Source organism: Peribacillus sp. NPDC058002 (assembly GCF_042886655.1).
Taxonomy (GTDB): Bacteria; Bacillota; Bacilli; order Bacillales; family DSM-1321; genus Peribacillus; species Peribacillus aracenensis.
In genome coordinates, this window is sequence record NZ_JBHVQU010000502.1 from 1 (window position 1) to 1357 (window position 1357).

At 43.6% G+C, this 1357-nt stretch carries 1 protein-coding gene; it reads right to left on the minus strand.

The annotated features are described in order from the left end of the window. Positions 1-245: 245 nt before the first annotated feature. Positions 246-1178: a Na/Pi symporter gene (locus tag ACFVSH_RS26685; protein WP_387708834.1), complete on the minus strand. Its 933-nt coding sequence runs from the start codon at positions 1176-1178 to the stop codon at positions 246-248. Positions 1179-1357 lie beyond the last annotated feature (179 nt).

Genomic DNA, 1357 nt, shown 5'->3' on the forward strand with positions numbered 1-1357 from the left:
AGAATCCAAACGGCTTATTGAAAAACCAAAGCAATATGGAGATTTTATCCGGTACCGTTTTTTGATTTAACATCTTTCTCTAATAAAGGTTTTGATATCAGCTGCTTTATATTGAGTGGTTTGAGCTTATTGAAAGACCCCCGGTAAATCATTCATTCATTCATTTATATCTGGTGCAGCTACATGTGATATCCATCCTTCCCGCGAAGCTGTCCAAAAGTCTCCAATGACTTTTGGACAGCTCCTTATTTTTTAAAATGTGGCCGATGCACCAAAAGAATGAGGTTGGAGAATTGCCTTGCTAATGGCAAGACGGCCAATGAAGTCAAGATATTGAAAATGACACTGGCATGGGCCAGCTGTGTCCCTTTGTTTTCGGTGAAAAAGGCAGCAGTCCTTTCCAAGATGTCCACAAAAGGCAGGAATGCGGCAACCCCGATGACGTTTAGCCAAATATGTGCATAAGCTGTGAAGGCGGCTTGTCTACCGGAACCGATGCTGGCCATGTATCCGGTGATGCAAGTGCCTATATTCGATCCGAGCATGATGATGATTGCGGAAGAGACGGATAACTCCCCATTCATCAAAAAGCTCATGGCTATCCCGATGGTTGCCGAACTGGAGTGGATGAGTGCTGTCAATAATATCCCGGCTAATAGGGCATAGTTCATGTGGCCCTCTATGTAATGGATGAGCGTTTGTATGGATGGATAGGCTGCAATCGGTGTCGAAAGCGTTTTAAAACCACTCATCGCCGCGAAGATGGCCGAGATTCCGATCAGTGACATCCCTATGCTTCTCGGTAATGCTTTCGGCAAGAGGCATAGGAAAGCGCCGCTTACGACACCGGGGATGATCCAACGATCCAGAGAGAAGGTCATGAACTCTGCTGTAAAGGTGGATCCGATATTCGTTCCAAGAATAATCCCGATTGTTTGCGGGAACGTTATGCTTCCTGCGGAAACGAGGCCGACCGTCATGACCATGACCGCCGAGCTACTCTGCAGGATCCCGGTAAAGATGGTTCCGGCAATGAAGCCTTTCCATGGCTTATCCGTAACCTTTGAGAGAAAAGTTTTTAATGCTGCACCCGACATATTGAACAGTCCGATTCGTAAAACCGACATACCTGCCAAAAATATCGCAATGAATAAAAGGAATGATAATAGCTCATGCATGACTGTCACCTCATAGTAAGCTTATGGCCCAATGACGGGAGACATGCTATAATTTGGATTCTCATGCAAATTAATCATCGTTTAGTGAAAAATTATGATAATAACATGATGATATTCAAAATAAGTTTGATTTTATTAGTTGACCTGCTAAAGATGATATATTATAATTGTTTAGTACA

Coding starts and splice junctions, on each gene's coding strand:
- ACFVSH_RS26685 (WP_387708834.1), bottom strand. CDS start 1,178: ATGCATGAGCTATTATCATTCCTTTTATTCATTGCGATATTTTTGGCA.